Annotated in this window: 15 protein-coding genes; 8 read left to right on the forward strand and 7 right to left on the reverse strand. The window is 52.4% G+C overall.

The window, feature by feature from the left end; genetic code table 11:
* The first annotated feature begins 77 nt into the window (after positions 1–77).
* On the forward strand, positions 78–1,160 hold the full coding sequence (nlpD, locus tag FDX14_RS10435) for a murein hydrolase activator NlpD (RefSeq protein WP_227255159.1): 1,083 nt from the start codon (positions 78–80) through the stop codon (positions 1,158–1,160).
* A 62-nt stretch (positions 1,161–1,222) separates the two neighbouring features.
* Positions 1,223–2,188, forward strand: coding sequence for an RNA polymerase sigma factor RpoS (gene rpoS / locus FDX14_RS10440; RefSeq protein WP_137349476.1), 966 nt, complete (start codon positions 1,223–1,225; stop codon positions 2,186–2,188).
* A gap of 74 nt (positions 2,189–2,262) precedes the next feature.
* On the opposite strand, the gene FDX14_RS10445 is transcribed toward rpoS, so the two are convergent.
* A complete protein-coding gene (locus FDX14_RS10445) occupies positions 2,263–2,667 on the reverse strand; it encodes a MarR family winged helix-turn-helix transcriptional regulator (protein WP_137349477.1) in 405 nt (134 codons plus the stop codon).
* A gap of 158 nt (positions 2,668–2,825) precedes the next feature.
* Here FDX14_RS10445 and FDX14_RS10450 point away from each other — a divergent pair, with 158 nt between their 5' ends.
* The 4 genes from FDX14_RS10450 (at position 2,826) to FDX14_RS10465 (ending at position 5,527) form a co-directional block, all read left to right on the forward strand.
* Complete coding sequence (locus FDX14_RS10450; RefSeq protein WP_061382350.1) at positions 2,826–3,419, forward strand: non-oxidative hydroxyarylic acid decarboxylases subunit B; 594 nt, start codon at positions 2,826–2,828, stop codon at positions 3,417–3,419.
* Complete coding sequence (locus FDX14_RS10455) at positions 3,419–4,846, forward strand: non-oxidative hydroxyarylic acid decarboxylases subunit C (RefSeq protein ID WP_137349478.1); 1,428 nt, start codon at positions 3,419–3,421, stop codon at positions 4,844–4,846. Before FDX14_RS10450 ends, FDX14_RS10455 begins: the two co-directional genes overlap by 1 nt.
* A 10-nt stretch (positions 4,847–4,856) precedes the next feature.
* Positions 4,857–5,093: a non-oxidative hydroxyarylic acid decarboxylases subunit D gene (locus FDX14_RS10460; RefSeq protein ID WP_038633131.1), complete on the forward strand. Its 237-nt coding sequence runs from the start codon at positions 4,857–4,859 to the stop codon at positions 5,091–5,093.
* Positions 5,094–5,374: 281 nt separating this feature from the next.
* Positions 5,375–5,527 (forward strand): Hok/Gef family protein, encoded by a 153-nt coding sequence (locus FDX14_RS10465; protein WP_043017378.1) that lies wholly within the window; start codon positions 5,375–5,377, stop codon positions 5,525–5,527.
* 120 nt (positions 5,528–5,647) lie between these two features.
* On the opposite strand, the gene mutS is transcribed toward FDX14_RS10465, so the two are convergent.
* The 3 genes from mutS to FDX14_RS10480 all read right to left on the reverse strand — a co-directional run bounded on the left by mutS (position 5,648) and on the right by FDX14_RS10480 (position 9,748).
* Positions 5,648–8,209, reverse strand: a complete 2,562-nt coding sequence (gene mutS, locus FDX14_RS10470) for a DNA mismatch repair protein MutS (protein ID WP_042310663.1) — start codon at positions 8,207–8,209, stop codon at positions 5,648–5,650.
* Between the two features lie 241 nt (positions 8,210–8,450).
* Positions 8,451–8,963 (reverse strand): YqeJ family protein, encoded by a 513-nt coding sequence (locus FDX14_RS10475; protein ID WP_042310661.1) that lies wholly within the window; start codon positions 8,961–8,963, stop codon positions 8,451–8,453.
* Positions 8,963–9,748 carry a winged helix-turn-helix domain-containing protein gene (locus FDX14_RS10480; protein ID WP_042310660.1) on the reverse strand — a complete coding sequence of 262 codons (786 nt, stop codon included), beginning with the start codon at positions 9,746–9,748 and terminating at the stop codon, positions 8,963–8,965. Before FDX14_RS10480 ends, FDX14_RS10475 begins: the two co-directional genes overlap by 1 nt.
* A 443-nt stretch (positions 9,749–10,191) precedes the next feature.
* On the opposite strand from FDX14_RS10480, the gene FDX14_RS10485 reads away from it, so the two are divergent.
* Positions 10,192–10,797 carry a helix-turn-helix domain-containing protein gene (locus FDX14_RS10485; RefSeq protein WP_042310657.1) on the forward strand — a complete coding sequence of 202 codons (606 nt, stop codon included), beginning with the start codon at positions 10,192–10,194 and terminating at the stop codon, positions 10,795–10,797.
* Positions 10,798–10,838: 41 nt separating this feature from the next.
* Here FDX14_RS10485 and FDX14_RS10490 read toward each other — a convergent pair whose 3' ends face one another.
* From FDX14_RS10490 to FDX14_RS10500, 3 genes are all read right to left on the reverse strand, one after another.
* Positions 10,839–12,212 (reverse strand): HlyD family type I secretion periplasmic adaptor subunit, encoded by a 1,374-nt coding sequence (locus FDX14_RS10490; protein ID WP_137349479.1) that lies wholly within the window; start codon positions 12,210–12,212, stop codon positions 10,839–10,841.
* Positions 12,199–14,391: a type I secretion system permease/ATPase gene (locus FDX14_RS10495; protein WP_252182524.1), complete on the reverse strand. Its 2,193-nt coding sequence runs from the start codon at positions 14,389–14,391 to the stop codon at positions 12,199–12,201. Before FDX14_RS10495 ends, FDX14_RS10490 begins: the two co-directional genes overlap by 14 nt.
* 90 nt (positions 14,392–14,481) lie before the next feature.
* Positions 14,482–15,825 carry a TolC family outer membrane protein gene (locus tag FDX14_RS10500; RefSeq protein WP_061382348.1) on the reverse strand — a complete coding sequence of 448 codons (1,344 nt, stop codon included), beginning with the start codon at positions 15,823–15,825 and terminating at the stop codon, positions 14,482–14,484.
* A 332-nt stretch (positions 15,826–16,157) separates the two neighbouring features.
* On the opposite strand from FDX14_RS10500, the gene FDX14_RS10505 reads away from it, so the two are divergent.
* Positions 16,158–25,241 carry a retention module-containing protein gene (locus tag FDX14_RS10505; RefSeq protein ID WP_137349481.1) on the forward strand — a complete coding sequence of 3,028 codons (9,084 nt, stop codon included), beginning with the start codon at positions 16,158–16,160 and terminating at the stop codon, positions 25,239–25,241.
* Positions 25,242–25,280 lie beyond the last annotated feature (39 nt).

The raw sequence follows: 25,280 nt of genomic DNA on the forward strand, positions 1-25,280 counted from the left end.
ACGGGTTTTAACCAAATTTTCCTGGGGGATAAATGAGCGCGGGAAGCCACAAATTTACCATTCGCCGTATTGCGGCATTGTCACTGGTTTCATTATGGCTGGCAGGTTGTTCAAACACCTCGAATCCACCAGCGCCGGTCAGCTCGGTTGACGGCGGTGCATCCACGAACACCAGTTCCGGCATGCTGATTACGCCTCCGCCAAAAATGGGCTCGACGTCGACAGTACAACAGACGCCACAGATCCAACCGGTGCAGAGTCCGACTACGCAACCAACGCAAATTCAGCCTGTTGCAGAACAGCCTGTACAGATGGAAAACGGTCGTATCGTGTACAACCGTAAGTATGGGAATATTCCGAAAGGTAGCTACACGGGCGGCAGCACCTATACTGTCAAGAAAGGCGACACGCTTTTCTATATCGCCTGGATTACCGGGAACGATTTCCGTGACCTCGCACAGCGCAATAACGTTCCGGCCCCGTATAGCCTGAATGTCGGCCAAACTCTGCAAGTGGGCAACGCCTCGGGTACACCGATTACCGGTGGGAATGCCATCACCCAGGCGGATGCAGCACAGCAAGGAGTTGTGACCAACCCTGCACAAAATTCCACCGTTGCTGTTGCTTCGAAACCAACAATTACGTATTCTGAGGATTCAGGTGAACAAAGTGCTAACAAAATGTTGCCGAACAACAAGCCTGCTGGGACAGTTGTCACAGCGCCAGTAACGGCTCCAGCAGTTAGCACAACCGAAACAACTGCAAGCTCAACGTCGACCAGCGCGCCAATCTCTACCTGGCGCTGGCCAACTGACGGCAAAGTGATCGAAAACTTTGCGGCTACCGAAGGTGGCAATAAAGGGATCGACATTGCAGGCAGCAAAGGACAGGCTATTGTCGCGACCGCAGATGGACGCGTCGTCTATGCCGGTAACGCGCTGCGTGGTTACGGTAACCTTATTATCATCAAACATAACGATGATTACCTGAGCGCCTACGCCCATAACGATACAATGCTGGTCCGGGAACAACAAGAAATCAAGGCGGGGCAGAAAATAGCTACCATGGGTAGTACCGGAACCAGTTCAACACGCTTGCATTTTGAAATTCGTTACAAGGGGAAATCCGTAAACCCGCTGCGTTACTTGCCGCAGCGATAATTCGGCGGAACCAGGCTTTCACTTGCTAGTTCCGTTAGGGATCACGGGTAGGAGCCACCTTTATGAGTCAGAATACGCTGAAAGTTCATGATTTAAATGAAGATGCGGAATTTGATGAGAACGGAGTAGAGGCTTTTGATGAGAAAGCCTTGAGTGAAGAGGAACCCAGTGATAACGACCTGGCTGAAGAAGAGCTGTTATCGCAGGGGGCCACACAGCGTGTGTTGGACGCGACTCAGCTTTACCTTGGTGAGATTGGTTATTCACCACTGTTAACAGCCGAAGAAGAAGTTTATTTTGCGCGTCGCGCACTGCGTGGAGATGTCGCCTCTCGCCGCCGCATGATTGAAAGTAACCTGCGTCTGGTGGTGAAAATTGCCCGCCGTTATGGCAATCGTGGTCTGGCATTGCTGGATCTGATTGAAGAGGGCAATCTGGGACTTATCCGTGCAGTCGAGAAGTTTGACCCGGAACGCGGGTTCCGCTTTTCAACATACGCAACGTGGTGGATACGTCAGACGATCGAACGGGCGATTATGAACCAAACCCGTACGATCCGACTGCCGATTCACATTGTAAAAGAGCTGAACGTCTATCTGCGTACCGCGCGTGAGTTGTCGCATAAACTGGACCACGAACCGAGCGCAGAAGAGATTGCTGTCAGCCGTATGCTCCGACTCAATGAGCGCATTACCTCGGTAGACACCCCGCTGGGTGGCGATTCCGAAAAAGCGTTGCTGGACATCCTGGCCGATGAAAAAGAAAACGGTCCGGAAGACACCACGCAAGACGATGATATGAAACAGAGTATCGTCAAATGGCTGTTCGAACTGAACGCCAAACAGCGTGAAGTGCTGGCACGTCGTTTCGGTCTGCTGGGGTATGAAGCTGCAACACTGGAAGATGTGGGCCGCGAAATTGGTCTCACGCGTGAACGTGTTCGTCAGATTCAGGTTGAAGGCCTGCGTCGTCTGCGTGAAATTCTGCAGACTCAGGGGCTGAATATCGAAGCGCTGTTCCGCGAGTAAGCACAAGTTCTATCAAGAAAGGCCGGTCTCATCGAGACTGGCCTTTTTCTTTGAGTAGAATATTGCCCGGCGGGTCATTCCATCATTTTGCGCACCAGACGAGTGAACTGTTCGCGTTCTTCCTCGCTAAGTCTGCCCAGAAACTCATCATCCACGCGATCTCCCTGCGGGGTTGCGCTGACCAATAATGCTTCTCCTTGCGCAGTCAAATAAACAAACCGTCGACGCTTATCCGCGGGGTCGTGTTCCCTTCTGACCAGTCCACGCTTTTCCATCCGGCTCAGCATTTCTGCAAGCGTGGCTTTGGTGCAGACCGCTGCCTCCATCAGGGCGACCTGTTCAATGCCGGGCTGTTCGGCAATGGCGCGCATCACCGCGTACTGCGGTTTGGTTAGCTCTGGTAACTCATGTTGCCAGCGAGCCGTATGCTGCTGAAAAAGCTGACGTAAAAGATGAAATGCTTTATTTCGTAACGGCATGAGAGCTCCGGGATTGCTGTCAGTCTCTATCATAACGGGTTACCCCTCCTTTTTTAATCATTGCTGTTTTAGCGATCCGTGCGCGGTGGCCTTGCCCACAATGAATTGTGGGAGTATTTTAATCAAAACGTTCGTACACGAACAAATTGAGGGGTTGAATGAGACTGATCGTAGGAATGACGGGGGCTACCGGCGCGCCGCTCGGGGTGTCGCTACTGCAGGCGCTGCGGGAAATGTCGGAAGTGGAAACCCATCTGGTGTTGTCGAAATGGGCCAAAACGACCATTGAGCTGGAAACGCCGTACAGCGTCCGCGATGTATCCGCACTGGCAGACTATTGCCACAACCCCGCGGACCAGGCCGCGACCATCTCCTCCGGATCGTTTCGTACTGACGGCATGATCATTATCCCCTGCAGCATGAAAACGCTGGCCGGTATTCGCGCAGGTTACGCGGAAGGGCTGGTGGGGCGCGCCGCTGATGTAGTGCTGAAAGAAGGGCGCAAACTGGTGCTGGTTCCGCGTGAAATGCCGCTCAGCACTATTCATCTGGAAAACATGCTCGCGCTTTCTCGCATGGGCGTGACGATGGTCCCGCCAATGCCCGCGTTTTACAACCATCCGCAAACCGTTGATGACATCACGCAGCACATTGTCGCGCGCGTGCTCGACCAGTTTGGGCTTGAACATCCTAACGCCCGTCGCTGGCAGGGATTACGACAGGCGCAGAATTTTGCACAGGAGAACGAATAATGGTATTTGATGATTTGCGCAGCTTTTTGCAGGCGCTGGACGACCAGGGACAATTGCTGAAAATCAGTGAGGAAGTTAACGCCGAGCCGGATCTGGCGGCGGCGGCCAACGCAACCGGGCGTATTGGCGACGGTGCCCCGGCGCTGTGGTTTGACAATATTCGTGGATTTACCGACGCCCGCGTGGCGATGAACACCATCGGCTCGTGGCAGAATCACGCCATCTCTTTGGGACTGCCGCCAAATACCCCGGTGAAAAAACAGATTGATGAGTTTATCCGTCGCTGGGATAAATTTCCGGTTGCCCCGGAACGCCGTGCCAACCCTGCGTGGGCTGAAAACTGTGTTGATGGTGATGAGATCAACCTGTTTGATATTCTGCCGCTGTTTCGCCTCAACGATGGCGACGGGGGTTTTTATCTTGATAAAGCCTGCGTGGTGTCGCGCGATCCGCTGGATCGGGACAACTTCGGCAAGCAGAACGTCGGCATCTACCGTATGGAAGTGAAGGGCAAACGCAAGCTTGGCCTGCAACCGGTGCCGATGCATGATATCGCGTTGCACCTGCATAAAGCGGAAGAGCGCGGTGAAGATCTGCCGATTGCCATCACGTTGGGTAACGATCCGATCATCACCCTGATGGGAGCTACTCCGCTGAAGTACGATCAGTCGGAATACGAAATGGCGGGGGCGCTGCGTGAAAGTCCGTACCCGATCGCTACCGCACCGCTCACCGGTTTTGACGTGCCGTGGGGCTCTGAAGTGATCCTCGAAGGGGTCATTGAAAGCCGTAAACGCGAAATCGAAGGTCCGTTCGGCGAGTTCACCGGCCACTATTCAGGTGGACGCAATATGACCGTGGTGCGTATCGATAAAGTTTCTTATCGCAGCAAACCGATTTTTGAATCACTCTATCTCGGTATGCCGTGGACCGAAATCGACTACCTGATGGGCCCGGCGACCTGCGTACCGCTTTATCAACAATTGAAAGCCGAATTCCCGGAAGTGCAGGCGGTGAACGCCATGTACACCCACGGACTGCTGGCGATTATTTCCACCAAAAAACGCTACGGCGGCTTTGCCCGCGCGGTGGGGCTGCGTGCTATGACCACGCCGCACGGCCTGGGTTACGTGAAGATGGTGATTATGGTTGATGAAGACGTTGACCCGTTCAACCTGCCGCAGGTGATGTGGGCGCTCTCTTCGAAGGTCAATCCGGCGGGCGATCTGGTGCAACTGCCGAATATGTCGGTGCTGGAACTTGATCCGGGTTCCAGTCCGGCGGGGATTACTGACAAGCTCATCATCGATGCCACGACACCGGTTGCACCGGATAATCGAGGTCATTACAGCCAACCGGTATGCGATTTACCGGAAACAAAAGCCTGGGCTGAAAAGCTGACTGCCATGCTGGCCAACCGTAAATAAGGAGTAGCAGATGATTTGTCCACGTTGTGCCGATGAACATATTGAAGTGATGGCGAACTCGCCGGTCAAAGGTGTCTGGACCGTATATCAGTGTCAGCACTGTCTGTACACCTGGCGCAATACCGAGCCGTTGCGCCGTACCAGCCGCGAGCATTACCCGCAAGCGTTTCGCATGACGCAGAAAGATATCGACGACGCGCCAATGGTGCCGAGTATTCCGCCGCTATTGGCGGAAGATAAGCGTTAATCAACATAGCCGGGTTACCCGGCCGACAACGTACCAATATTAAGCCTCGGCATATCCGGGGCTTGTTATTTTGCGAGCAGGCTCGTAGCAAATGGCTTAATTTGTTCGAAGAGATGACGCCTGGAATAGAATAGCGGCGGGTGCTTGAGGCTTTCTGAGCTTTGAGCATTTGCAAGGTCCCGGAAAGACAAAAGCCCCAGGAGATAGTTCTATCAACCTGAGGCTAGCGTACAAACCTAGACCATTTGGATGTTAGTCTCTTCTTTGCAGGGAGGCAAGACATGCTGACAAAATATGCCCTTGTGGCAATTGTAGTACTGTGTTTCACGGTGCTGGGATTTACGTTAATGGTACGAGATTCGCTGTGCGAGTTAAGTATCAAAGAGCGTAATATGGAGTTTAAAGCTGTTCTCGCTTACGAACCGAAGAAGTAGCAACAACGCGGGGGAAACCCCGCGTCTTGATGGTCTGGTTTCGGCCTCTCGCACCCATTTCCGCAGTATTCGCTTGTTACTGTAGGCTCGGTAAGCGCTAGCATCACCGGGCACATTTTACTACACGAGGCTCTTCAACCGGTAGATCCATTCCAGCGCCTGGCGAGGCGTGAGTGAATCCGGGTCGAGGTTTTCCAGCGCTTCAACGGCGGGTGACGTTTCTTCCGCAACCGACAGCAGCGACATCTGCGTTCCATCGACCTGGGTTGCGGCAACATTCGGCGCGATGCTTTCAAGTTCACGCAGTTTTTGCCGCGCGCGTTTGATCACCTCTTTCGGCACACCAGCCAGGGCTGCTACCGCCAGGCCATAGCTTTTGCTCGCCGCACCATCCTGTACGCTGTGCATAAAGGCGATGGTATCGCCATGCTCTAACGCGTCCAGATGTACATTCGCGACGCCTTCCATCTTCTCCGGTAACTGAGTCAGTTCGAAGTAGTGGGTCGCGAACAATGTTAATGCTTTGATTTTGTTAGCCAGGTTTTCTGCACACGCCCATGCCAGCGACAGGCCGTCGTAGGTTGAAGTGCCGCGTCCAATCTCATCCATCAGCACCAGGCTGTTCTCGGTAGCATTATGCAGAATATTGGCGGTTTCGGTCATCTCAACCATGAAGGTGGAACGACCGGATGCCAGATCATCCGCCGCACCTACGCGAGTAAAGATACGGTCGATAGGCCCTATCTCGACTTTTTGTGCCGGAACATAGCTGCCGATATAAGCCAGTAGCGCAATCAACGCGGTCTGGCGCATATAGGTACTTTTACCCCCCATGTTCGGCCCGGTAATGATCAGCATCCGGCGCTGTGGGGATAGGTTGAGCGGGTTGGCGATAAACGGCTCTGTCAGTACCTGCTCCACCACCGGATGACGCCCCTCGGTAATACGAATACCAGGTTTATCGGTAAAGGTCGGACAGGTGTAATTCAACGTATAAGCACGTTCTGCCAGGTTGACCAGGACGTCCAACTCCGCCAGTGCGCTGGCGCTCTGTTGTAAATCAGCCAGATGTGGCAGCAGCATATCGAACAGCTCGTCGTATAGCTGTTTTTCCAGTGCCAGCGCCTTACCTTTGGAAGTCAGAACTTTATCTTCATACTCTTTCAGTTCTGGAATAATGTAACGTTCTGCGTTTTTCAACGTCTGGCGACGCACGTAATTAATTGGCGCCAGATGGCTCTGTCCACGACTGATCTGAATGTAGTATCCGTGAACGGCGTTGAATCCGACTTTCAGCGTATCGAGACCCGTGCGTTCGCGCTCGCGGATCTCCAGTCTGTCGAGGTAGTCGGTTGCGCCATCAGCCAGCGCTCGCCACTCGTCCAGCTCTTCGTTATAGCCAGGCGCGATGACGCCGCCGTCGCGTACCAGCACCGGTGGAGCTTCCACCACGGCGCGTTCCAGCAGTTCACGCAGTTCCGCAAATTCACCCATTTTCTCACGCAGCATCTGCACCGGGGCGCTGTCTACGTTTTCCAGTTGCGCACGTAGTTCAGGTAGTTGCTGGAAAGCGTGACGCATGCGGGCCAGATCGCGCGGGCGCGCGGTACGCAGCGCGAGACGAGCCAGAATGCGTTCCAGATCGCCCACCTGACGCAGCACAGGTTGCAATTCGCTGGTGGTGTCCTGTAGCGCGCCGATGGTCTGTTGGCGCTCGGTGAGGATTTTGGTGTCGCGGACCGGCATATGCAGCCAGCGCTTGAGCATACGGCTGCCCATAGGTGTTACGGTGCAGTCGAGTACCGAAGCTAATGTGTTTTCAACGCCGCCCGCCAGGTTCTGGGTGATCTCCAGATTGCGGCGTGTGGCGGCATCCATAATGATGCTGTCCTGTTGACGCTCCATAGTGATGGAGCGAATATGCGGCAACGAGGTGCGCTGGGTATCCTTCACATATTGCAGCAGACAGCCGGCAGCGCATAACCCGCGTGGGGCGTTCTCAACACCAAAGCCAATCAGGTCTCGTGTGCCAAACTGCAGGTTCAATTGCTGACGGGCGGTATCAATTTCAAATTCCCACAGCGGACGACGGCGCAGGCCGCGACGTCCTTCAATCAGTGAGGTTTCTGCGAAATCTTCGGCATACAGCAGTTCAGCCGGGTTAGTACGCTGCAGTTCGGCGGCCATGGTCTCGCGGTCGGCAGGCTCGCTAACGCGAAAACGCCCGGAGCTGATGTCCAGCGTGGCATAACCGTAGCCTTTACTGTCTTGCCAGACGGCAGCCAGCAGGTTGTCCTGGCGCTCCTGTAACAGCGCTTCATCACTGATGGTGCCAGGCGTGACAATACGTACCACTTTACGCTCAACTGGACCTTTGCTGGTGGCTGGATCGCCAATCTGTTCGCAAATAGCGACGGATTCCCCCTGATTGACCAGCTTGGCGAGGTAGTTTTCTACCGCATGGTGGGGAATACCCGCCATTGGGATGGGCTCGCCTGCGGATGCGCCGCGCTTAGTCAGGGAGATATCAAGCAGCTGAGACGCGCGTTTCGCATCGTCATAAAACAGTTCGTAAAAGTCGCCCATGCGGTAAAACAGCAGTATTTCCGGGTGCTGAGCCTTCAGCTTGAGATACTGCTGCATCATGGGGGTGTGGGCGTCGAGATTATCGATTGTACTCATGGAGTTGTGTCCAGTTCCCTGATTTTCAATGGATTGCGATATTCTTGTTTTCGTTGTTATCACATAAGAGACACATGATAACGGAGATATGCTTTTCAGGGAAAGCGGGGAAGGATGACTTCTCGATCCAGGTTCCGCTCCGGGGCGAATCAGACGATGACAATTTATTCTGGGGAGGGGGGAACGATAAATTCATCCACGGACATTCCCCCGTAGGTTTGGCCGCCAGAACGCTTACTTATTATTCATTTTGCGGCAACGCATAATTCTGGCAGTACAGGTAAGGGATCCCTTCTTTGGTAATCAGATACGTCTTGCTATTTAGCGCAAAATAATCGACGTTGGATACGCTGGTATTGGTCAGGAAAAAGTCGGGGAGCAGTTCCTGAATAAGGCTGGCGGGGGCCGTTTCGCGATTGGATATTTGTATTTTCTGTGAAATCCAGACCGGACTTGAGCCGTAGCTGGATTGTGTAAACAGGACCATGCGTTGCACGGTTTGCTCATTATTTCTGGCATCTTTGATGATGCCATCAACATTCACAATGCCTTTACTCCCGCCGATTTTAATATCAATAATCCCACGAAATGAGCTTGTATTACGTACTATTTCGATGGCTGAACGACAGGTCAGATTATGAAGTTCACCTGTGTTTTTATTGAACCGATAGACGGCAGTAACCATGAGCGCAGCAAAACAGATCAGCAGGATAACACCTGTCTGGATGCGGGATGTTCGGGGATATAAATTCATTAGCTATCATACCGGGGGTAATAAACCGACTGACAGGCGTTTTCTTGCCTGGCTTTCATCGGTGAGTGACATACAAGCACTGACAATTTCTTTGACTCAGGGTAGGTCGTAATATAGATGAATTTATTGCTCTGACACAGCCCTGGATTTTTGTCGACAAACGCCGTATGCCGGGAGAAATTACTGGCATCGTTATTAAAATAATACTGACAGTCAGTTGGCGTTTTGCTGGCCTTGATATAGTCGGAAAAATAATCATCGCTGGCCTGCCAAGGGTATAATATCAGCGCGCAAATTATAAGCGTCAGCGTCGCCATGATTATTTCTGCGGTGGTGAACAAAGATTGACGCGGTGTCCCAGGCAGCAGTTCCTCTGTAACGGTATCCGGGGCTACGGACTCTTCACCTGAAGAAGAGATACTCTCTGGCGTCTCAATCGCCTGAATGTCAAACGACTCCTGAATAATCAGCCCCTTACGAGGGATTGTTGTGATCAGTGGTTGTTCCAGATCCAGCTGCTGCAAACTTTTACGTAGGGAGAGAATGCTTTGATAAAAGGCATTGAAACTAACCTGACGATGATTTTTACCCCAGCCGAACTCCAGTAGTTCATTTTGTGAAACCACCTGACCGCGATGCTGAATAAGTAATAAAAGACATAATGAGGCTGAGTGTTTGAGTTTTATCTGCTGATTGGGTTGAGCTACTCGCGCCAGAGATTGTGTGTCTGGCGTAAATATGATTCTATTTTCAATCAGATAACTGACATTGCCAGTCTCAGACATAGTGTCTCTACTCTTAATGGTGCGCCAGGCGGTTGGTAAGTCATGATACCACTTAGCCCATAATAGCTACCAGCATGGACCCGATCCTACAACGAAGATCGCGAAGTGTTTCAAATTAGTATCATAATATACTAACAATGATAACTTTTTAATTGAAATAAAGTGAATATAAATCAATTGGTTGTGTCTTTTTGGCTATGCTGCAAAGAAGAGAAAGATGAAAGAGTGACCGCAAAGATGATTGCCATTAATTCTTTATGGACAGCGCAATATACTGCCTGACGCCACCACGCGAAAACATCATGTCTCTGAACGCGTCACGGCACCAGGGAATGCCGGTGGTAGATGTAGAGAAAGGATAAATGTCAGCCTGCTTGAAGGCTGACATTTATTTTGATGCTAAGTGAATTTTGATAAAACCATAATTTGCGGTAGAGAGTCCCATGTTCCAGAAAGAAATTGAAAATGCTGTAGTACTTGTGGGTGATGAAATGAAGAAGTCAGAGAATGCCTGGCTGTCGTTACGCAAAAAACGCCAGCGTATTGATCTGAAGGTTGATGGAAATATCTTGTTTCTGGAGAAAGGGACCGTCTCTGTTTATCGTGTGGAAAATGACTTAGTCACCGTGAGTATTTCTGCTCCGGCCATACTCGGTTTGCCGCAAATGCGTACTGAAGTCGCCGGGCACTATTTACGTTGCGATACCGATTGCGAAATGTGGGCGATGAGCGTGCAAAATGCAGATCATATGTTTACCGCTAAAAACTTATGGAAGCAGGCGTTTGATATCTTAACGCATCACCTGCAACGCTATTTTCAGCGTGAAGCGTTGCAGTCACATCGCACCATTCGTGAGCAGATTATTGAACACGTAAAATATATTTGGTCGATGGAACCTGAGGTGCGTGAGAAAACGTCCGTATATACCTTTATTTTGACCCGTAATCATATCTCCCGCAGCGCCATCCACAAGGTTTTACAGGAACTGGTTAATGACGGGAAAATCACATTAAACCGGGGAAAACTTTCCTTCTGTACTCCGTTATAAATTTATGTGCTCCCTGACATGATGAAAGGGAGCGCAGGCGTTTAACGTTCTCTGAGCGCCTCCGCGCGAGCGCGAATAATCGGTTTTAACAGATAGCTGAGAATCGTTTTCTTGCCAGTGAGAATATCGACACTCGCGACCATGCCAGGGATTATCAGCATCGGATGTTCTTTCGTTCCCAGGTAGTTTTTGTCCGTTTGCAGGCGAACAATATAAAAGCTTCGCCCCTGTTTATCGGTGACGGTGTCCGGACTTATCTGCACCACTTCGCCTTGCAGACCGCCATAGATGGTGTAATCGTAGGCCGTAAATTTCACCATCGCGTGCTGGCCCGGATGAAGAAAGGCAATATCGCGCGGCTGTATTTTGGCTTCGATTAACAGCCTGTCATCCAGCGGAACGATTTCTACCAGATCGCTGCCAGGCTGTATGACGCCGCCGATAGTATTCACCATCACCTGCTGAACGATACCCCTCACCGGTGAGGTGACCATCGTCCGGTTCACCCGGTCTTCCAGCGCTTTAACGCTGGCCTGTGCCTTGCTCAGGTTCGTGCGCGCCTCGTTGAGTTGCGCCAGCGCATCGCTCTGGAAACGGCCACGGCTTTCACCGATTTTATTCTCAATTTCGTTAATTTCTGATGCGGCCTTGGGCAGCGACAGGCTAATAGAATTGAGCTGCCCGGCGGTTTCCACTTCGGTACGACGCAGACGCAGTAGTTCAACTTTTGAAATGGCGCCCGAGGCGAGCAGCGGCTCGGACATTTTGATTTCCTGGCGTATTAGCCCAAGGCTGTGCTTGAACTGATCTTGCTTAGATTCAAAATCGCGCAGCTCCTGTTTTTTCTGCACCAGTTGTTCTTCCAGCCCGGATATTTCGTTATGAAACTGCTCCCGGCGGCTGTTGTACAGTTCGGTTTCTCCCCGTGCGACATCCGGCGCTTTGCTGGCAATCTCTGGCGAAATAACAAAGTCCTGGTTTTCAACCTCCGCCGTCAGACGTTCAACCTTTGCACGCAAGCCGAGTTTATCCGCTTCTGTTTCGCCGACGTTAGAGGCAAAGCGCGTGTCATCCAGGTGCAGTAACGGTGTTCCGGCGTTAACGATTTGCCCTTCATGCACATACAGCTCGGTGACGATCCCCCCTTCCAGGTTCTGGATTTTTTGCAGTTTGGATGAAGGGATCGCTTTACCTTCCCCGCGGGTGACTTCATCGATTTTCGCGAAGCCAGCCCACACGAAAGACAACACCACCAGCGCGAGGATCGTCCACAGCGTCAGTCGAATCACTCTCGGGGAGTCATCAATAATGGCCTGGCTGACTTCATTGATACTGTCAGTTTGATTTTCATCACGGCCATGAAAGTAGTGCTGCATAGCACGGCTGGCACGAGCCAGGAAATCAGCGAGATGCATTAATCTGCCCCTTTTTCAACGCATCCATCACCACCGCTTTCGGGCCATCCGCGATGATGCGTCCTTTATCGACAATAATCAGGCGGTCAACCAGCGATAGCATGGAAGCGCGGTGCGTAACCAGTAATAACGTTTTGCCTGCGATGCAGGGGAGCAGCGCGTGTTTGATCTTCTCCTCGCTGGTGTTGTCCATCGAGCTGGTGGGTTCATCCAGTAACAGAAGAGGCGGATCCAGCAAAAGCGCGCGTGCAAGCGCCACCGCCTGCCGCTGCCCGCCGGAAAGTCGGGAGCCGCGCTCGCCAACCTGCAGGTTGTAGCCGTCTGGATGCAAGCGCGCAAAATCGTTGACGCCCGCCAGTTCTGCTGCCCGCAGCATGGTTTCGTCATCGATATAACGCGCCCCGCACAACAAATTGTCGCGTAGCGTGCCATTGAACAACTGGATATCCTGCGGCACGTAGCCGATGCTGTGGCGCAGATCGTTCACATCCAACTGACGAGAATCGATACCGTCGATCAGAATATTACCGGCGCTGGGTTGGTACAGATTGACCAGCAGTTTGCTGAGCGAACTTTTACCGGAACCACTGCGTCCGATGATGCCGATTCGTTCCCCGGGCTGAATGGTCAGATTAATTTTTTGCAGCGACAGGTTCTGTTGTTCCGGGTAGCTGAAATCGACATCGCGAAATTCTATGCTGCCCTGTAGCTGCTCACGTTTGAGCGGATTTTCATCTGCGCGACGCTCCTGCGCCAGCGACATCATTTTCTCGGTATTTTTGATGGTGAGCTTCGCCTGTTGATAGCGGGCGATAAGGCCGGTTAACTGACCCAGCGGCATTAATGCCCGGCCGTTGAGCATGTAGCAGGCGATAAGTCCCCCCATACTCAGTTTGCCGCCGATAATCATGTACACCCCGACGATAATCATCACCACCCCGGAGATTTGCTGGAACCAGCCGGTCAGGTTGCTCGCCAGGCTGGACAACGTTTTCACCCGTAGCTCCAGGCGACTCAGGCTGCCCAGCGTTTGTTCCCACTGATACTGGCGCTCGCTCTGGGCATTATTCACTTTGATGGCATCCAGACTGCTCAAGGTTTCAATCAGCAATGCCTGGCGTTCGCTGGCGAGACTCATGGTTTTAGTGACTGCCGCGTTGACCGGTTTTTGTAACGCCCAACTGCACAACAAAGCAATCGGCAGCGTCAGGACCGGGATCCAGGCCAGCGCTCCGCCAATAATCCCGATGACGATCAGCAGCAGCAGGGTGAAGGGCAGATCGATAATCGTCGTCAGCGTAAGTGATGAGAGGAAATCGCGCAGTGACTGAAACTCGTGAATATTCTGCGCAAAGCTGCCCACCCGCGCCGGACGTTCTTTCATCTCCATGCCGATAATGCGCTCAAACAGCGTTGAAGAGATGATGAGATCGCTTTTTTTCCCCGCAATATCAAGGCAGATACCGCGCAGCATTTTCAATATCAGATCAAAAACAAAAGCCAGGCAGATACCGACTGCCAACACCCACAGCGTGACCGTTGCCTGGTTAGGCACAACCCGGTCATAGACGTTCATGGTGAAGAGCGGCGTGCCGAGCGCAATCAGGTTGATCAGCAGGCTAGCCAGCACCGCATCCATATACAGGAAACGTGACAGCTTCAGCGTGTCTTTAAACCAGGATTTGGTACGTGGCAGAAAAGCTTCCGCCTGCAAATCGAATTCGTGGCGCGGATGAGCAAAAATCACTTTACCGGCATAGCTTTGTTCAAGCGTGGCGACATCGACGCAAATCTCCCCACCTTCGCTTTCGCTGGGCATAAAGCGGGCGCTGCCGTCGTCGTTCCATGCCAGTAATACTCCGGTTCCGCCAGAACGCAGTAACAGGACTGCAGGCAGAGACATGGCCGGAATTTTATCGAGTGCGCGCGTGACAACCCGCGCCTTTAAACCGGCCCTTGCCGCCGCGCGTGGAAATATATTTAGCGTGAGCCGATCGTTTTCTAATGGCAACCCACTGCTTAATGTTGAACGACTCGCCGGTTTACCGTGTAATGCACACAGAATGAGTAAGCTATCTAATAGCGGATCGTCATTATAACTGCGGGGATCGTGATGTTGAGAATTAGGGCAGGCATAATTCCCGGATACTTCATTTAATAATTCAGCTTGTGCACTCATTTTCGCAACCATTTCTGACCGTGCACGTTGAAATAATAGCAAGCTAATTATCAGCGTGCAGGTCAGAGATTTATTTTGGATTAATAATTATTAATGCAGATCCGGTAAGCTATTTTCTTCTTGTGAATCCACCGGTTGTCCTGATGGCGGCGGTGTGATTTTTAGAATATTCATTAATTCACCCGTGCGTTCGCTAATACGGTAGCCGCTGGTCATCGCCAGATAACGCAGTTCAACAAGGCGACGTTTAGAAGAAAAAACTTCATTTTCACTGTCGAGCAAATCCAGCAGCGTACGTTCGCCAAGACTGAATTGATCCTGATAAGCGGTGCGCACTTTGACGCTACGGTCGGCATATTCTTCCGCTGAAGGAAGCTGAGCGCGTGCGTTTTGTAACGCCGTCCAGGCCAGGCGCAGCTCCTGATTCAGCTGGCGTAGCGTGTTATTGCGTACGTCCTGCGCCTGTTTATGCAGATACGCGCGGGAGTTCATATTGGCTTTGTCGCTGCCGCCCTGGTACAGGTTGTAATGCAGCTTTACCATCGCTTCCCACTCTTCAGTATGGGCGCGGGTGGTGTCGGTGTTATTACTAATCCCGCGGGAAAGCTCAACGTCCACGCGCGGATAGAAGGTAGATTTCGAAGCCTCATACTGCTGATGCGCGGCTTCGATATCCGCATTGGCGGATTTCAGTAATGGGCTGTTTTTTTCCATCCGACTTTTGGCGTCTTCCAGCGAGGTGGGTAACTGAGAGTCAATACTCTCGGGCAGGCTTAAACCTTGCGGATCCATGCCTGTCACGCTGACAAAGGTGGTTTTCGCGTCTTCAAGATTCGTCTGCTCGGTCAGCAAGTTATTACGCGCCTGCGCCAGACGCGCTTCGGCTTGCATAAAGTCCCCGGAGCGCCCAACCCCCTGATCGGTACGCAGTTTTATCTGGTCGTAAATGCGTTCGTGGTTCGCCAGATCGTCCTCAGCAAGGCGAACAAACTCTTCGCGTTGTAGCACGTCGAAATAGGCCTGAATGACCGCATAAGCGGTGCTTTCGCTGGTGTTCATCACGCTCCAGGCGCGCGAGTCAACGGTCGCTTTTTGCCGTGCAACTTCGCTGGAGGTGGCAAAGCCATTAAACACATTTTGCTCAAGACTCAGCGTCGCTTCGTTAGGTGACTGGGTCAGACCGTTATTGCGTCCTGCCGCGCGAGTCGTTGCATCATCAACATTTTTACGCCCAGCTTCAGCATTTAAATTGAGTGAGGGTAAATAGCCACCTTGAGCGGCCCGCAGTTCTTGCTCTGAAGAATAACGGCTATTTATTGCGGCATTAACTTCAGGATGATTAGCTAAAGCGTTTTTAACGGTATTTTGTAAGTCTTCTGCATTTACTGAGGATATTGAAAAGCATGAAAGCAGAAAAACTAAAAACTTCTTCATGACATGAATGCCTTATATGACACGGTTATGACATCCTGCTGTCGTCGCTATCATCCATTTTTACAAACACGTTATATTAATTAACAAAGGTAAATTGTCTTAATTGAAGCTTGTGGTCAGCTATTCTCAGACATGTTTTGTCACATCGTGTTTTATTTTTGGTTATTTTTTATTATATTCATTTGCCAGTCAAGTCTCATGTAATTGCATTCTTTAAAATGTGTTTTTTTCCACATTGAGATATTAATGTTTACATTAAATGAATGTGATATTTGTTCGTTAATATATTAACGATTTTATAAAAATAATGATGGTAATTAAGTGAGGTTACGGTGAGCAAATTACTCGGTGTGATCAAAGCAATCATTGGGCAGGTATACGTTATTGATGCTAATGGCACACAACGACTTGTTCATGAAGGCGACAGGGTATATAGCGGTGAGGAAATTGTGACCGGCGCCAGCGGCGCGGTGAGTCTCTCTTTACCAGACGGGAAGACGCTGGATATTGGCCGTAACAGCCATTGGGGTGAGCACGGGCTACAGGTCAACCATAATCCGGAGCATGATGCCCAGGATATTGCCGCCGTACAAAAAGCCATTGCCGACGGCGCTGACCCGACGCAGGTGTTGGAAGCCACCGCGGCGGGTAATGACGCGCCGGTACAGCTTGAGGGCGGTGGCGGTGGTCACACCCTGGTTCAGCTTGAATTAACCGGACAGGTGGTTGATCCTACGGCGGGTTTTAATACAAAAGGTCTCGGCAGCCCGAACTGGGAGATCAACTTGCCAGTTGGGGGAGCAGGCTCGGCGAGCGTTTTCCCGCCTGAAGTACAAATTACCGAGTTTGCCGGCAATGACGGTTTTATTAACAAAAGTGAATTCCACCAGACCCATTTAAGCGGCACCAGTAATCAAAGTCACGTCACGCTTACCTTCACAGATAGCCAAAAAAACACATTCACCGTTGAGGTTCCGGTGAATAACGGTCACTGGAATATTAATACCGATCTGGGCGGATTAGTGCCAGGAAATGTAACCGTAGTGGCAATAGCGACCGATGTCACAGGACGAACGGCAGAAAGTGTCGATCATGCGCTGATTGATATTACCGGACCAGACATCAACATTAGCGTTGAAAGCGTCACGCCGGATAACCTCATTAACTACGCCGAGTCCCGCCAGCCGCAGACGATGATCCATGGATCTGTTGGTGGTGATGCCCGACCTGGCGATCTCGTTACCTTATTGGTTGATGGTAAAGAATATACCGGCGTTGTGAGCGACCCGGGTAATGGAACACTGATTTATACCATTCCGGTACAGACTCAGGGATTGCTGAACGACCCAAATATTCACGCCACGCTGACCTCTTTCGACGATGCCGGAAATCGCACGACGGTTTCTACCGATCATCATGTTGATACCGATTTATCCGCGCAAAACGCCGTGACTATTGAAGTGGTGGCGAATGATGATGTCGTCAATGCCAATGAGTTTCGTACGCCGACCGTCATTTCTGGCGTCGCCAGCGGCGATGCGCAAGCGGGCGACCCGGTCACGCTGATCCTTCAGGGCAAAGAATTTCATGGCACGGTTTTCGACGACCATGGGCAGCTACGCTATGAGATCGTGGTGCCTTCAGCCACCCTGAAAGAGGGCGCGAATGAGGTGCAGGTGACGCTGGTCAGCCACGACGCACCAGGCAATGAGGCCATTGCCGTGACGCACCGTACCGTGGTACTGGACACCCAGGCGCACAACGCCCTGACGATTGATGACGTCACCGACGATAACACCCTGAACCGCGCTGAACTGTTTGCGCGCAACCAGCTTATCTCCGGAACCGTCAGTGGCGAAGACGCGAAGGCGGGTGACCCGGTACAACTGGAGCTTAATGGTCACCAGTACAGCGGTCAGGTGATCGCTCTTGGCAATAATACGCTGGGCTACCGTATTGCGGTTAACGCTTCCGACTTTGCCAATAACAGTACATCGGTTGATGGGAACGTGGAAGTGAAGGTCACGGTTACCTCTCACGATGCGGCGGGAAACCTGGCGATCGCCACCGATACCCACAGCGTGCACATTGATAATCTTGCGACCAATCAGGTCAACATTGACGCGGTGGCGACGGATGATGTGGTGAATGCGATTGAACACCGCATGACTACGCTGATTAGCGGTGTGGCAGGCGGTGATGCCAAAGCGGGCGATGCGGCCACCGTCAGCGTACAGGGGCAAAACTATGCCGGAACGGTGGTCAATGATAACGGTCAGTTGCGCTATGAAGTGGCATTACCGAAAGGAACGCTGCTGGAAGGTAAAAACGATGTGGTGGTCACGCTGGTCAGCCACGATGCGGCGGGTAACGAAGTCACCGCGTTCGCGCACCGTACCGTCACGCTCGACACTCAGGCGCACAACTCGCTGACAATCAATGATGTAGATAGTGATAACACCCTGAATCGTAGCGAGCTTTACACACGTAACCAGGTGATCTCCGGCACCATTGGCAGCAATGAAGATGCTAAACCTGGCGATCCGGTACAACTGGAGATCAACGGTCACCAGTACCGCGGGGAGGTTATCGATTTAGGCCACAATGCGCTGGGCTACCGTATCACGGTAAACACCGCAGACTTTGCTGACAACAGCGTGCCGGTCGACGGTAACGTGGACGTGAAGGTCACGGTCACCTCTCATGATGCGGCGGGTAACCTGGCGATCGCCACCGACACACACAGCGTGCACATTGATAACGTTGCCACCAATCAGGTCAGCATCGATGCTGTGGCGACGGACGATGTGGTCAACGCCATTGAAAACCGTATGGTAACGCTACTTAGCGGGGAAGCCGGTGGTGATGCTAAAGCGGGCGATGCGGTCACCGTCAGCGTCCATGGGCAAAACTATGCCGGAACAATCGTTGATGATAACGGGCAGTTGCGCTACGAAGTCGCGTTGCCGAAGACGGCCTTGCAGGAAGGAAAAAACGACGTAGTGGTGACGTTGGTCAGTCATGACTCGGTGGGAAATGAAGTTACCGCGCTGGCACACCGCACCATCACGTTAGACACGCAGGCGCATAATACTATCCGCATACATGACCTCACTGCAGACAATGCGCTGAATTACCAGGAACTGCTTGCGGCTAAACAGACGATTACCGGTTTTGTTGGCGGTGAGGATGCGAAGGTCAACGATCCGGTCTTACTGGAGATAAATGGTCATCAGTACAGCTGTAAGGTGGTTGATTTCGGCCGCGGTAAGCTGGGTTATCGCATCGATGTGGACTCTTCTGCATTTGCCGATAACAACGGCCATGTTCTGACGAATGTGAATATTACCGCGATGGTCACCTCTCATGATGCGGCGGGAAACCTGGCCATCGCCACCGATACGCATAAAGTTCATATCGATAACTATGCGGAAAACACGCTCAAAATTGATGCGGTAGCGACGGACAATGTGGTGAATGCCAACGAAAATCGCATGCCCACCATTGTGAGTATCGTGGCGGGGGGCGATGCCAGAGTTGGCGATGCGGTGACCATCAGCGTACGAGGACAGGACTTTAGCGGCAAGGTGATCAACGATAATGGTCAGTTGCGCTACGCAGTGGTTTTGCCGCATGGAACTCTGCATGAAGGTAAGAATGCGGTGGTCGCAACACTGGTTAGTCATGACGCGCTGGGCAACGCGGTGACCAGTGAATCGCACCGTATTATCACCCTCGATACGCATGCGCATAACGCTATCTCGTTGGATAACATTGCCACGGACGGTGTCATCAATTACCAGGAACTGTCTGCGGCGACACAGCGCATTACGGGTATTGTCGAGGGGGAAGATGCGAAGGTCGGCGACCCGATCCAACTGGTGGTTAATGGTCATCAGTACGAGAGTCAGGTCATTGACCTTGGTCAGGGGAGGCTGGGTTACCGCATTGATGTGGACTCATCAGCGTTTGCAAACAACAGCGTTCATGTGCTGACGGATGTCGATGTGCACGTCACGGTTACCTCGCATGATGCGGCGGGTAACCTTGCCATCGCGACTGACAGTCATAAAGTGCATATCGATAACTTTGCTAAAAACGTGGTGACGACCGCAGTGGTGGCGTCCGATGACGTGGTAAACGCCATTGAAAACCGCATGCCGACGCTGATTAGCGGTATCGCGAAAGGTCTGGATGCCAAAGCGGGTGACGCGGTGACTGTTCACGTGCAGGGGCAAAATCAGGACTTTAGCGGCACGGTGGTTAACGATCACGGCGTTCTGCGCTACGAAGTGTTTGTTCCAACGGGTGTGCTGCAGGAAGGCAGCAACGACGTAATGGTCACGCTGGTCAGCCAGGACGCTGCGGGCAATCAGGCGGTTGCGGTGGAGCATAGAACCGTCACGCTGGATACCCAGGCGCACAGCACCGTGGCTATTGATAAGGTTACTGACGACAACAACCTTAACTACCAGGAGCTGGATACGCCGATGCAGCTCATCAGCGGCAAGGTGGGAGGAGACGCGCAACCTGGCGATGCGGTGATCGTTGAGATCAATCACCAGACGTTTAACGGCAAGGTCATCGACCTTGGCGGCGGACATCTGGGCTATCAAGTCCCCGTTGATTCAACGGCGTTCAGTGATAATAAGGGGCTACAGGATAAGAATGTGTCCGTTAAGGTCACGGTTACCTCTCACGATGCGGTGGAAAATGAGGTTATAACCACCGCAACCCATGTGGTGCATATTGATAACCATGCCGGGGCGGGAATCACCGTTGATACGATAGCGGGCGATGACAAGCTCAACGGCGCAGAAGCAGCAAAACATCTCACTGAGGTGATGGGTACGGTGTACGGCGATGTACACGCGGGCGCTAAAGTTCAGGTCATCGTCAACGGTCATACCTACGAAACAACCGCGCAAAACCTTGCGGAACACAACGGTGCGTTGGGTTATAAACTTGATGTCCTGAGCCGCGATCTGGTCAAAGATCCCCATATTGTTGCCCGCGTAGTCGGCGAAGATAATGTGCATAATTTCCAGCAAGCGGAGATAACGCACGACCTGCTGGTTGATTTACATGCCAAAGCCATGCTGACGATTGATCCCGTCACTGGCGACAATATGATTAATGGTGATGAATCAAAACAACCATTCACGTATGTAACCGGGAAAGTGGCTGGGGATGTTCATGTAAATGACGTCGTTTATCTCACCGTGAATGGCCACGTCCTGACGGGAAAAGTGAGCGATACCGGAGGCGGCGTTCTCGGCTATAGCATTAAAGTCAGTACCGCCGATCTGATCTCCGATCCGCATCTGACCGCGACGGTCAGCACCACCGATGGCGCGGGCAACCCGGCGACGGCCAATGCAGAAACCACAGTGATTATCGATACCTGTGTCGATGCGCAGATAACCATTGATGCCGTGACGCCGGATAATACTCTGAACCTCGCTGAGCAGATGCATGGCTATACGATGGTGAGCGGGACGATGAGCGGGGAAGTTCACCCCGGCGATCCGTTCTCCATGACCATCAACGGCCATACCTATTCCGGTGTGGTAGAGGATCGCGGTAATCAACAAATGGGATTCCACGTTCCCGTTGCGACGGCCGATCTGGTTGCCGATCCGCATATCAGCGTCACCATGGATATCACGGACGATGCTCTGAACCATGCGCAAATTACAGCGCATCATACGGTTACGCTGGACGCGCAAGCGCTGGCCTCAATCACCATCGATCCGGTAACGGGCGACGATGTATTGAATAAGATCGAATTGGGGCAAACCACGACGATCGTCAGCGGTACGGTGGGCGGTGATGCCAGGGTTAATGATGTGGTGCACCTGAATATCGGCGGCCATATGGTTGATGCGACGGTGACGAACCTGCCAAATCTGGGAACCTTGGGGTATTCCATTGGCGTGGATACGCAATGGCTACAAAACGATCCGCATATCACCGCAACCATCACCACCACTGATGCGGCAGGAAATAACGCCACGGCAGATGCGCACAGCACCGTGATTATCGACGACCAGATTGACGCGATAGTGCATATTGATCCGATCTTCACTGGCAGCGGTGATGCGGTGATTAACCACGACGAAGCCCTGAAGCCGCAAACGACGGTTACGGGTACGGTGGGAGGCGATGTCAAAATCGGTGATACGGTTGAACTCACCATCAACCATCAGATCTACTATGCGCAGGTGGAAGATCACGGCGGCCAGCGGGCTTTCAGCACGAAGGTGTCGACTCTGGATCTACTAATGGATCCGCATATTCATGCCGAAGTGACGGCCAAAGATGACGCCGGCAATATTGCACACGGGCACGATGACATGCCGGTGCTGGTTGATACCGTTGCCGATGCCGGGATCACGATTGACTCCGCGTTGAGCTGGCGAGGCTGGGCGCTACCCGCAGGAAACCGCCCGGAATTTGTCACGGTAACCGGGCATGTTACCCCGGACGCGAAGCTTAATGATTTGGTTACCGTTGATGTGGGCAACAACACGCATCTGGAAACGCATGTTATTACCCTCCATGATGGGCAATTGGGTTACACGCTGGATATTCTTTCTCAGGATTGGAATAACAACGGCAATATCACCGTGTCCATCACCACCCATGACGATCACGGCAACACGGCGACAGCGGTAGAGCATAAATTTATTGATCTCCCTTGGGTAACCCAGACTTATACGCCTGCCAATACGCCTTTTAGTATGCACACCCCGACGGCAACGGGGACGGGAACCACGCAACCTCACCAACCGACCGTGCATCTTACCGTTGATAAGGTGGCGGGCGATGACGTTCTCAACCACGATGAAGCGCAAAAGGCGACGACGGCAATCCGTGGCCTGGTCAGCGGCGACGTTCAGGCCGGGGACGAAGTGATTGTCACCATCAATCATGTGCAGTACACCGGGCATGTTATGAGCATTCCGACGATGCCGGGACAGCTGGCATACGAAGTGGATGTGCCAACGAATGAACTGCAGGCGCACCCGATGTTTGATGTCTCTATCACGGCTGGGGCAGCGACAGATACGATGCAGAAAACCATCACCGTCGATACGGATAACCTGCTGCAGATAACGATGGATAAGATCGCCGGTGATGATGTTATCAATGCGGCGGAAGCGCAAAGCGGTAAAACCACCATCAGCGGCACGGTCAGCGGCGAAGGGATCCACGATGGCAGCGTGGTGAGTCTGCAGGTCAATGGCAATACGCTAACTGCGGTCGTGCATGATGATAAACATGGTCACCTGGTCTGGTCGACGAAGGTCAGTATCAACGATCTGCACAATAACCCGGATATTATCGCGACGGTCATGGCGACGGATGATAATGGCAATCAGGGGAGCGCCTCTGCCAGCAGCCATGTCGTGGTCGATCTGAGCGCTGATGCTGGCGTGACGATAGATAACATTGCCGGTGACAATGTGCTGAACGCGCGGGAATCGCTGCAACCTAAGATGACAGTAACGGGGTCGGTATCCGGAGATGTGCATCCCGGCGATAAGGTGACGCTGACGGTTAACGGAAACCCTTATGCGGCGACTGTCGATAATAACCATCACTACTGCGTCGATATTTACACCAAAGACCTGCTGGCCGATCGCACGATTGTCGCGACAGTCTCAGGATATGACGATCACGGCAACGTGCAGCCTGCCAGCTTCACGCAGGGCTATGCGATTGATAAGTCGGCAAGCGGCAGCGTGACCATCAACACCGTCGGCGGCGACGATATTATCAATGCTGATGAAGTGAAAGCCGGAAGCGTAGAGGTGAGTGGTACGGTGGATGGCGACGTGCATCTCGGTGATAAAGTCGCCATTCTCGTCGATGGCGTCACAGTACATACGCGTGTCATTGAGCTGCCGCATATGAACGGGCAACTGGGCTATAAAGCGATGGTGAGTACGGTCGGGCTGCAAAATGACCCGAATATTCACGTCAGCGTAGAAGGGCAGGATTCGGCGTTGAACCCAATGCATGCCGTAAACGACAAAACGGTCACTATCGATACGCAGGTTGATGCCAGCATCGTGCTGGATAAGGTGTCAGTCGATGATGTGCTGAATAACGAGGAAACTCAGCATGCGAAAACCACCATCAGCGGTTATGTGACCGGGGATGTGGATGTTGGCGATCGGGTGACCATCACGGTTAACGGTAAAGATCTGGTGGCTGATGTGAAAAACAGCGGCGGACAGAAGGTATTTAGCGTAGATGCCAGTACGGTTGACCTGATTCACGATCAAAAGATAACCGCTCACGTCACCGCCCATGATGATGCAGGTAACCGTGATGAGATCCAGACCGATAAGACCATCACTATCGACAGGACCGCTGCAGGAACGATGGATATTGATAGCGTCACCCAGGATAACGTCCTGAATCATCAGGAACTCCAGGGAACGATGGTGAGAGTAACCGGGCATCTTGGCGGCGATGTGGATGTATGGGATTCGATCAAATTAAAGATTGGTGGTCATGAATATACAGGTTCGGTAGATACGTTGGGGAATGGTGAGCGGGTTTATCATGTCGATGTAGACAGCGATGTGATGAAAGCGAACACCGCGTTCTCGGTTGAGGTCAACGGTCATGATGCGCCAGGTAACCCGTACTCAAAGACAACGTCCCACACCTATGCTGTGGATCAACAGGCAGACGCCACGCTTATCGTGGATAAACTCACCGGTGATAACCACATCTCACGTGCGGAAGCACAGGGGGCTATCACCCATATCACCGGCAGCGTGAGCGGTGATGTGCATGATGGGGAGCATATTAAAGCCCTGGTAAATGGGCATCAGTACGATGCGATTCTTCATCAGGGCACTAATGGGCTGACCTATGACATTGAGGCCGAGACTTCAGCGTTCCGGGCAGGCCATAACCGCGTAAGCGTATTGGTTGAGGCGCATGATGACCACGGCAATATTACGCCGTATACGCAAACGCTGAATGTGACGATGGACGATCCGGCACCACACAAAGGGCATACGGCGGATAAAGGAAATCATGCCGTGATTCAGCATGCGCTGCACAACCTGTTCGACGACAACGCATTATCTCTGTCTTATGCGCCAGCCGCGACCGGACACGGGCAGGCAACTGCCGTGTTGAGCGCTGACGATAAGGCGAAGGCCGTGCTCGATAAAGTCGATCTCAGCGATCTGGCGCGTGAACTGCACGAAGGCGTGGATATTGCGAAGTACATTCAAAGCGGCGGCGATCATCATCAGATCGCCAGTCCGGCGAAGGTCGCGCATGGCATTGATACTGCGCTGTCTACTCATGCAAGCGGCGATCTGCATTCTGCGACCTACTCGTTGGATCACCTGATAGCCAAACCCGATCACAACCCGACTCACTAATCGTTGCTTGCTGCCCTGTGCGAACAGGGCAGCGGCATC

This window comes from Citrobacter sp. wls710 (genome assembly GCF_005281115.1).
Lineage (GTDB): Bacteria > Pseudomonadota > Gammaproteobacteria > Enterobacterales > Enterobacteriaceae > Citrobacter > Citrobacter werkmanii.